Source organism: Methylophaga sp. UBA1464, assembly GCF_002325665.1.
Taxonomy (GTDB): domain Bacteria; phylum Pseudomonadota; class Gammaproteobacteria; order Nitrosococcales; family Methylophagaceae; genus Methylophaga.
This window is the reverse complement of the sequence record NZ_DCSO01000045.1, coordinates 109,206-117,939: the sequence shown is the minus strand read 5'-3', so window position 1 is coordinate 117,939 and position 8,734 is coordinate 109,206. Positions and strand designations below refer to the sequence as shown.

Sequence of the window (8,734 nt, the reverse complement as noted above, 5' to 3'; positions counted from 1 at the left end):
CGTCATATAATCAACGGCTGGAATGTTGCCTTATTACCAGATGAAAAACAAAAGCCCTGGGAAAATGCAGCGGCGGGCAGAATGGCGCTGCCACCTTGTCATGTTCTGTATCAGTTCTATGTGGCCAACGGTAAGCTCAGCGCATCTTTATATATTCGTTCAAATGATCTGTTTCTCGGCAATCCTTACAACACAGCCTCACTGGCTTTCCTCACGCATATGCTGGCACAGCAATGCGATCTGGATGTCGGTGAAATTGTGCTCAGCATTGGTGATGCGCATATCTACAGCAATCATTTCGAGCAGGTCGAAACGCAATTAAAACGTACCCCGGGGCCATTACCCAAGCTGAAAATTCATCGTAAACCGGCTTCGATACTGGATTATCGATTCGAGGATTTTGAGATTGTTGGTTATGAAGCGCAAGCGCATATCAAAGCACCCATAGCCGTATGATCGAAAAAGCTCAGAAACCACTCTATATCGTCTGGCAGGACAAATTTCTGCAACACGAATCGATCATTGATGAACAGCATCGGGGCGCAGTGGCGATCATCAATTCGCTTCATTATTTTATCCAGCAAGGTTTTACGCTGCAGCAGCTAAAACCCACAGTACATATATTGAAGAACTATCTGAATTTTCATTTCATGACAGAGCAGGGAATTTTAGAAGCTTTGGAATGCCCATTAATGAAGCAATACAAAGCGGAAGCGGAAAAAACCTTAAGAGACTTTGATGCCTGCTATTTACAGGGTATTTCAGAAGCCGATCCGACGGTATTATTGATTTGTCTGAGAAACTGGTGGCAGCAGCATCTTGAACTGCATGAAAAAATTACGCCGTTTTTGCATGAATGGAAAGGTGATTATTGTCGGGTAACGACATAAATACGTGATTGCATCATGGGTCTGATTACGCTTAAGACTCTTTTAAGAATAAGCTAATAGACTGAGAATAGAACGGGTTGAATTCAAGGAATAAAGCATGACACAACAAAGTTTAAAATCTTATCGAGTTTGGGATAGACCGGTCAGGATCTTTCATTGGGTAGCGGTGTTAACGTTTATCCCGATAGTCGCTCTCGGTTTGGTGATGATGTTCAGCCGTGACTTAGGTATATCGAGCGAAGATAAAGTGTTGTTAAAAGCACTCCATATCTGGATTGGTTATGTGTTTTTTCTGAATATCGTTGTCCGCATCATCTGGGCTTTCTGTGGCAATCGTTTTGCCAGATGGAAAGCCATTTTGCCGTTCGGTAAAGTTTATAAAGCACAGTACGCTGCTTATCGTGAAGCAGGCAAAACCAAGCGTAAAATCAATTTCCTTGGTCATAATCCGCTAGGGCGCTGGAGCGTTATGGTGATGTTGTTTTTGATGACAGCACAAAGTGTCACCGGTTTGGTATTGGGCAGTACCGATCTTTATATGCCACCGTTTGGTTCGCAGATAAAAGCCTGGGTGGCACAGGATGAAGCGTCCATGGCGTTGATTGTGCCGGGAGATAGAGAAACCGGTATTAATCCCGAGGCTTATCAGGAAATGCGTGATTTCCGTACGCCGTATCGCAGCTGGCACACTTACTTTTTCTACTTGTTGATAATTTCAGTTGTGGTGCATATTGCAGCGGTTATCAGAGCCGAGAAGAAAGAGGGCAGTGGCCTGACGTCAGGCATGATCACCGGTAATAAGGTGTATTCTGAAAAACCGTTTGATGCGGATTAAATAAGCCGTTAAGCTGAATGGCGACTGGTCACCAGTCGCCTGGCCCGGCGTTTTTGTAACCAGCGAATCAGACCGGTCACAAATAATATTAATGGTAAAAAGCCAGCAATAAACACCAAAATCCGGCCGGTCATGCCAAACACTTCGCCATTATGCAGTGGATGTAACCAGTGCATTAACACATCACCACCAGTGTCCTGTTTGGTGTCACGAAGTGCCAGAATCTCTCCCGTTAATGGATCAATCCACACTTGAGTTCGGGGAAAACGTCGACTGGGTTCACCCTCCTGATACAAAGCTATCCGCCAGGCTTTCTGATTATTTAACCCTGGTGTTTCAACCCAACGTAATTCAGCTTGGGGAAATTGCTGTCTGGCGATTTCGACCGCTTGATCAGCCGTAATTCGCGACGCATTTTCTGAATGATTTAATGCAATTTTCGGTGAGCTGCTTAGATCAGAAAATGGCTTAACCAGCATGGCCGTTTGATCCGGCAGAGCGAGTGCTGCACCGGTCAGGCTTAAAATCAGCAAAAACACTAAACCATAACTACCAGACAGCACATGCAGATCGTAATTGAGCCGGGCTTTCCCTGAGTGAAGCTGCGGTTTTAATGCCTGTTTCAAACCACCCCAGCCCGGCCACCACAGCCAGATGCCGGAAATAAACGAAATTAAAGAAATCAGCCCGATAATGCCAATGGCGATTTTACCGGGTTTTTCCAGCAGCAGACTGTAATGCAAATCGTAAATCCAGGTCATTGCATAATCGCCCCACAAACGGGAGCTGGTCACCTCCAGCGTGACCGGATCGACTGTCAGCATTAATGGCGCAAAGTTTTTTCCAACCGATTCAACCGGTGTGTAATAGCGCGCCATAATTGGCCAGTCATCATGCATTGGCTGTTCGATACGCCACGGATCGGTGCGCCTCGGATGCGCCTGTTGCAGGGCATCAAGAATGTCCTGTTGGGCAGGCATTTCATAAGGAACCGTTGTCGGTTCAATCTGCGGATTGATGATTTGATCGATTTCCAGATAAAACACCAGAATACTGCCGGTCAGCCCCAGTAATACCAGCAAGGCACCGATACTCAGACCGAGAGTTAAATGAATGCTCAGCCAAGTGCGGCGGGCGTTTTTCATGGTGAGGTTTATCCGAATGACGTTATTGATTCGCTGTCGAATAGTGACAGCGAATCAACCAAAAAAAGTAATGGGCTAGAAGTCTACCTGAACCGAGCCATACACAGCACGCCCATCACCCGGTGAATGCAACGATTGCGTGCCATCAAACCACACATATTCATAATAACGATTTGCCAGATTTTTCAATTGCAGTTCCAGGCGGACTTTTGGCGTTACGGCATAACTGGCTGACGCATTCATTAAAAAGAACTGACCAAATTCACGGGTGCTATTGGTGCGTTCCAGATAATAGCTGTCCTGAGCCGAAGTCCAGAAAGATAATCCCAGTTTTTGCGTGGCCTGATAATCGACACCGGCATTAAGCAGATAATTGGGTACATGGTCAATTTCCTGACCTTTACTTTCCGGTGACACGGAATCTGCTTTGAGGATTTCTGAACGTTGCAGTGAGGCGGCAAACCATAAGGCAAGCTGATCGGTTGCCTGAGCATTAAATTGCAGATCAATACCCTGACGCTCGGTTTTACCGATATTTTCACTGCTGTTATTCGGATCATTCAACACACGCCGAGCTTCATTGCTAGCGGTTTGCTGCCAGATGGCCACCCGTCCATCCAGCCATGAAACAGGACGGAATTTAAAACCGATTTCAAAACCTTCATTAATGGAAGGATCCAGATCACGGTCATTATCAACCCGATAAGTACCGGTCCCAACTCCAACCTGGAAGGTTTTGCCCCAGTTGGCATAAGCGGCGTAATTGTCGGTAAATGAATAAACAGCGCTAAATTTAGGTTGATGAATCAGACCATAATCGTTGATATCAAAACGTTGATCGGTAAGTTCATTGGTATAACTGCCATGCAATGATTCCACACGATAGGCCGGCACCAGTTTTAAATTTGCGGTGGGTTTCACCACGGCCTGCACAAAGGCACCATAGATATCCAGATCAAATTGCTGACCTCGCGTCTGGCTCTGTCGAATACGTTGGTTGGTTAGATAGCGATCACTTTCGTTATCCTGAAACTCGGCACTGACACCGCCCATCAGGGCAAACTCATTGGCCCAGTCGACTTCTGGCCGCCAAGTCAGTGTGCTTAATGCACCAATATGATTTTCCTTGGTATAGCGTTCCTGTTGCGAGACATTTTCCGAGAAGCGTACATAACGCCGGTCGTCAATCTGATTGAGGTAGGCTTTGGTTTCCCAATACAGTTCCTCATTCAAATCAATATCCATATGCGCACTGAATTGATTCAACTCGCGATCGCCCTGATCGAAGGCATTATGTGCCGGTGATTGTCTGTCATCATCGCGGGATTGAGCATACGTCAGATAGCCGGCTTCTTCGGCATCGGCTTTATGATGACGGGCAATAAAACCAAAACGGGCATTGCCACTTTCCGGAGTGAAAAACCATTTACCGGCAAACGATGATCGCTGGGTATCACTGTGATCACGATAGCCGGTTGAATCCAGATAACTGGCGGTGTAATTCTGTGAAAACAACCCATTATCAAACCCGGCAGCGTATTGCACATTGCGGGTATCAAAGCTGCCATAACTGGCACGGGCGGTCTGATAATTACCACCAATGCGGGTAATCACATCAGCGTTACCGGCGATATTGTGCAGACCATAACGTGGATCATTGGTGCCACGCACCACTTCAATCGCCTCGATATCCAATGGATTGGTCAGCTCCAGATACGGCATATTGCCGTCATTGCTGTTACTCGGAATGCCATCAATCAGCAGCTTCACGGCGTTGATTTCACCTTCACCGTTAAAACCGCGTAACGAAAACTTGCCCGAGACATTGCCCTGATTAAACTGGGTCAGCATGATGCCCGGCATTTGCCCGAATATCTGCCAGTTATTGGTCACCACCTGATTCTGGATTTTCTCGGCACCCAGAATATCCACCGAAGTGGGTAAATTGCGGGTGGAAATCGGGCCGCTAGCCCCACTGACCACCACGGTACCCAGTGTCAGGCTGGCATCATCCAGCAGGTTTGAAGTCTGGGCATAAACGCCATTGGCATAAATCACGGCAAGCGCAATACTGATCGGTTTAAGTGTTTTGGTTATCGTCATAATGTGGGTCGCATCTTATGAATGGGATGGTTTTACAATCCCAAAAGCATAACGATCTGCTTGCCAGCAAAAATGGGTGATATGCATTAAGGGTGTGGCAAAAGCCTTAATTTAAACCAGTTTACGCTAACAATGCCCCAATTCAGCTAATGAAGTGGTTTCCGCATCACCAACAATAATATGATCCAGCACCCGAATATCCACCAGCTCCAACGCACTGCGTAACCGTTTGGTGATTTGAATATCCGATTGACTCGGCTCCGCCACACCTGAAGGATGGTTATGGGCAAAAATCACTGCCGCCGCATTATATTTCAATGCCTGCTTAACCACCTCACGCGGATACACACTGGCCCCATCAATGGTGCCCCGAAATAACGGCTCAAAACTGATCAAGCGATGCCGGGTATCGAGAAACAGACAGGCAAAGACTTCATGAGGAAAATGGCGTAACTGGCGTTGCAGATAGAGCCGGGTAGTTGCAGCGTCAGTAAAGGCATTACCTCGCGTCAATGTCGATTCCAGATGCCGCCGGCTCATTTCCAGCACCGCCTGCAACTGCACAAACTTCGCCGTACCCAAACCATGTTGCTGACAAAACGTGTGATGATCCGCTTCCAGCAAAGCTCTCAGACTACCAAAATCAGCCAGCAGTTTTCTGGCTAAATCGACAGCCGAAATTCCCGTCACACCGGTTCGAAGAAAGATAGCCAGTAACTCGGCATCCGATAATGCTGCTGCGCCTGATTGCAGCAATTTTTCACGCGGCCGTTCACCTGCCGGCCAGTCCCTGATTGCCATGATTCGCTCCCTGCGATGTCATTTAAATGACAATTTAACGATAACGCCTGATAAATACAAACCGGTTTAGGAGTGAGGGTTGTCACATCTCCACCCAGACTGGTTGTCTGGATGATAATTCTCCTAAATAGGTTATTTCACTGAATGTCATAAAGTTGTCACACTGTCACTTTATTCTCCACGAATCGGTTCTGATGTTCCGGTTAGTCTGAGAATTAAATTGTTTCTGATTTTCAGTACTAAAAGATAGCTAACACAACTTTAAGCGAATGAAGGAGTTTTAAGGTGAGCAAACTGAAAACAGCACTTACATCTATCGCCCTTGCAGGTAGCCTTGCTGCTATTTCTGTACCGGCTATGGCTCGCGACACTATCAATATCGTCGGCTCTTCCACTGTTTACCCGTTTGCAACGGTTGTTGCGGAACGTTTTGGTAATCAAGGCGACTTTCCTACCCCTAAATTGGAATCAACCGGTTCAGGTGGTGGTTTGAAAATTTTCTGCCAGGGCATTGGTACCAACCATCCTGATATCACTAACGCTTCACGTCGTATCAAGGCATCTGAGCTTGAGTTGTGTAAGAGCAATGGTGTTGAAGAAATTACCGAATTCCGTATTGGTTCTGACGGCATCGTCATCGCCAGTTCAAAAGAAGCTGAGCACATGGATTTGACACTGCAGCAATTGTTCCTGGCGCTGGGTGAAAAAGTGCCGGTTGATGGTAAGTGGGTTAAAAACTCTTATCAAAACTGGAGCGATATTGATTCCAGTCTGCCAAACAAAAAAATCGTTGTAATGGGGCCTCCTCCAACTTCTGGTACACGTGACTCATTCAATGAATTAGCGCTGGCTGCGGGTTGTGACACATTACCGGAAGCTGCTGAACTTGCTGAAGAAGAACATGCTGCGATTTGTGAAAGCATTCGTGAAGATGGTGCGTTTATCGAAGCGGGCGAAAACGACAATCTGATCGTACAAAAGCTGGTTGGTGATAAAAACATCTATGGTGTTTTCGGTTACAGTTTCCTGGAAGAAAATGCTGATCGTCTGCAAGCAGCTAAGCTAGATGGCGTTGCTCCAGAACCTGAACTGATTGCTGAAGATAAATATCCAGTTGCCCGTTCAATGTTCTTCTACGTTAAGAAAGCACACATTGGTGTTGTTCCGGGTATCGCTGAGTATGCGGCTGAGTTTGTTAGCCCGGCGGCAATGGGTCCTAATGGCTACCTGAAAGATGTCGGTCTGATTGTGCCAACACGTGACGCATTGATGGACCTGCAGAAGAAGTTGAAAGAAATGCCTAATCTGACTGCAGATGATCTTAAATAATTAATAAGTTCAATGGTATAACAAGGATACGAATCATTTTAGATGGTTCGTATCCTTTCCATTTCAGCAAGGTAGAAATAAACTCGTGCTTTTAAAGAGTAAAGCTTTAAAAAATCCCTTAGTAGCAGATAGGAAATAGCATGCAACCCGCTAATCTGTTTTTTTTAACCCTGGCACTTATCTTTACCGCTTACGTGCTGGGGTATTTTAGATCAAAGGCATTGGCCAGACCGTTGGGCGGCGTTCGCCACCTTAAGTCTCTCCCCGGCTATTACGCTGTTCGTGCTGCGTTGTGGTGTGGCATACCAGCCCTCATCATTCTGGTGTTATGGGCCTCATTTGAAAACCAAATCATTCAAATGCTGGTTCTCGGAACGCTGGCACCAGAAATTGTTCCTGCCTCTCCCGGTGAAGCCAGTCTATTGATGTCGCAAATCAATAACATTGCCAGTGGTGCCTTGTCGTCAGGTTCGGTTGACGCTTCACTGGTCAATGCGGCTGAGTTACTTACGAACCTGCGACAAAACAGCAACACTTATATGACAATGTTAGTGCTCTCCATTGCTGTACTGGCGGGTTTTGTGGGCTGGTATCGGATACAGCCGAAGCTGAATGCCAGAGAGCAGGTTGAGAGAATTCTGCGCTGGTTTTTCTTTTCCTGTGCTGCAGTGGCGATTATGACCACCGTCGGCATTGTGTTTTCTGTGTTCTTTGAAACTGTCCGTTTTTTTGGGATGGTGTCTTTTACCGATTTCTTTTTCGGCACCAGCTGGAGTCCACAGGTCGCGCTTAGGGCGGACCAGGTTGGTTCAGGCGGTGCTTTTGGCATGATTCCGTTGTTCACTGGTACGTTGCTGATTTCGGCAATTGCGTTGCTGGTAGCCGTGCCAGTTGGGCTGTTTTCCGCTATCTATCTGTCGGAATATGCCAACAAACACGTTCGTAGTGTGGTGAAGCCTTTGCTGGAATTGCTGGCCGGTGTTCCCACAGTTGTTTATGGTTTTTTTGCTGCTTTGACAGTGGCCCCCTTCATCGCTAATTTTGCACAAACACTGGGTATGAATGCTTCTTCCCAGAGTGCACTGGCGGCAGGTCTGGTCATGGGGATCATGATTATTCCTTTCGTTTCGTCGCTTTCTGATGACGTCATTAATGCCGTACCTCAATCGTTGCGGGATGGATCGCTGGCATTGGGCTCTACCCAATCCGAGACCATGAAAAAAGTCATTTTCCCAGCGGCATTGCCCGGCATTATGGGGGGAATATTGCTGGCGGCTTCCCGGGCTATCGGTGAAACCATGATTGTGGTAATGGCCGCGGGGCTTGCCGCCAATCTGACGGCGAATCGGCTACAGTCTGTCACCACTGTGACGGTCCAGATTGTGACCCTGTTAATAGGTGATCAGGAATTTGATAGTCCCAAAACACTTGCTGCGTTTGCGTTAGGTGCGATGCTGTTTATCGTCACGCTACTGTTAAACGTGATTGCCCTTAAGATCGTTCGTAAATACAGAGAGCAATATGATTGATCCTAAAAAACAGGCAGAAATTGTCCATAAATCGCTGAAAAAACGCTACCGAAAGGAGAAGCGTTTCCGGGCATACGGCATTCTGGCCATTACCATTGCATT

General features: G+C 46.8%; 9 protein-coding genes. 6 read left to right on the top strand and 3 right to left on the bottom strand.

The window, feature by feature from the left end:
• The 3 genes from thyA to B3O33_RS05245 all read left to right on the top strand — a co-directional run.
• A partial coding sequence (gene thyA, locus B3O33_RS05255; RefSeq protein WP_292363140.1) for a thymidylate synthase occupies positions 1-456 on the top strand: 456 nt, incomplete at its 5' end.
• Positions 453-890 (top strand): hemerythrin domain-containing protein, encoded by a 438-nt coding sequence (locus tag B3O33_RS05250; protein WP_292361282.1) that lies wholly within the window; start codon positions 453-455, stop codon positions 888-890. The genes thyA and B3O33_RS05250, both read left to right, overlap by 4 nt.
• A 97-nt stretch (positions 891-987) precedes the next feature.
• Positions 988-1,725, top strand: coding sequence for a cytochrome b/b6 domain-containing protein (locus B3O33_RS05245; RefSeq protein ID WP_292361281.1), 738 nt, complete (start codon positions 988-990; stop codon positions 1,723-1,725).
• 8 nt (positions 1,726-1,733) lie between these two features.
• Here B3O33_RS05245 and B3O33_RS05240 read toward each other — a convergent pair whose 3' ends face one another.
• From B3O33_RS05240 to radC, 3 genes are all read right to left on the bottom strand, one after another.
• Complete coding sequence (locus tag B3O33_RS05240; protein WP_292363139.1) at positions 1,734-2,870, bottom strand: PepSY-associated TM helix domain-containing protein; 1,137 nt, start codon at positions 2,868-2,870, stop codon at positions 1,734-1,736.
• A 75-nt stretch (positions 2,871-2,945) separates the two neighbouring features.
• Entirely contained in the window at positions 2,946-4,973 is a 2,028-nt protein-coding gene (locus B3O33_RS05235; RefSeq protein ID WP_292361279.1) for a TonB-dependent receptor, read from the bottom strand.
• A gap of 126 nt (positions 4,974-5,099) precedes the next feature.
• Positions 5,100-5,774 (bottom strand): RadC family protein, encoded by a 675-nt coding sequence (gene radC / locus B3O33_RS05230; protein ID WP_292361278.1) that lies wholly within the window; start codon positions 5,772-5,774, stop codon positions 5,100-5,102.
• Between the two features lie 285 nt (positions 5,775-6,059).
• On the opposite strand from radC, the gene B3O33_RS05225 reads away from it, so the two are divergent.
• The 3 genes from B3O33_RS05225 to B3O33_RS16000 form a co-directional block, all read left to right on the top strand.
• Positions 6,060-7,103 (top strand): substrate-binding domain-containing protein, encoded by a 1,044-nt coding sequence (locus B3O33_RS05225; protein WP_292363137.1) that lies wholly within the window; start codon positions 6,060-6,062, stop codon positions 7,101-7,103.
• A gap of 140 nt (positions 7,104-7,243) precedes the next feature.
• Positions 7,244-8,632: a phosphate ABC transporter permease subunit PstC gene (pstC, locus tag B3O33_RS05220; RefSeq protein WP_292363136.1), complete on the top strand. Its 1,389-nt coding sequence runs from the start codon at positions 7,244-7,246 to the stop codon at positions 8,630-8,632.
• The coding region (locus B3O33_RS16000) for a DUF3333 domain-containing protein (protein ID WP_414673272.1) at positions 8,625-8,734 on the top strand (110 nt) is incomplete at its 3' end. The genes pstC and B3O33_RS16000, both read left to right, overlap by 8 nt.

What these genes read in the sequence shown, in the direction of transcription:
- B3O33_RS05250 (WP_292361282.1), top strand. Translation starts at nt 453, where the DNA reads ATGATCGAAAAAGCTCAGAAACCACTCTATATCGTCTGGCAGGACAAA.
- B3O33_RS05245 (WP_292361281.1), top strand. Translation starts at nt 988, where the DNA reads ATGACACAACAAAGTTTAAAATCTTATCGAGTTTGGGATAGACCGGTC.
- B3O33_RS05240 (WP_292363139.1), bottom strand. Translation starts at nt 2,870, where the DNA reads ATGAAAAACGCCCGCCGCACTTGGCTGAGCATTCATTTAACTCTCGGT.
- B3O33_RS05235 (WP_292361279.1), bottom strand. Translation starts at nt 4,973, where the DNA reads ATGACGATAACCAAAACACTTAAACCGATCAGTATTGCGCTTGCCGTG.
- radC (WP_292361278.1), bottom strand. Translation starts at nt 5,774, where the DNA reads ATGGCAATCAGGGACTGGCCGGCAGGTGAACGGCCGCGTGAAAAATTG.
- pstC (WP_292363136.1), top strand. Translation starts at nt 7,244, where the DNA reads ATGCAACCCGCTAATCTGTTTTTTTTAACCCTGGCACTTATCTTTACC.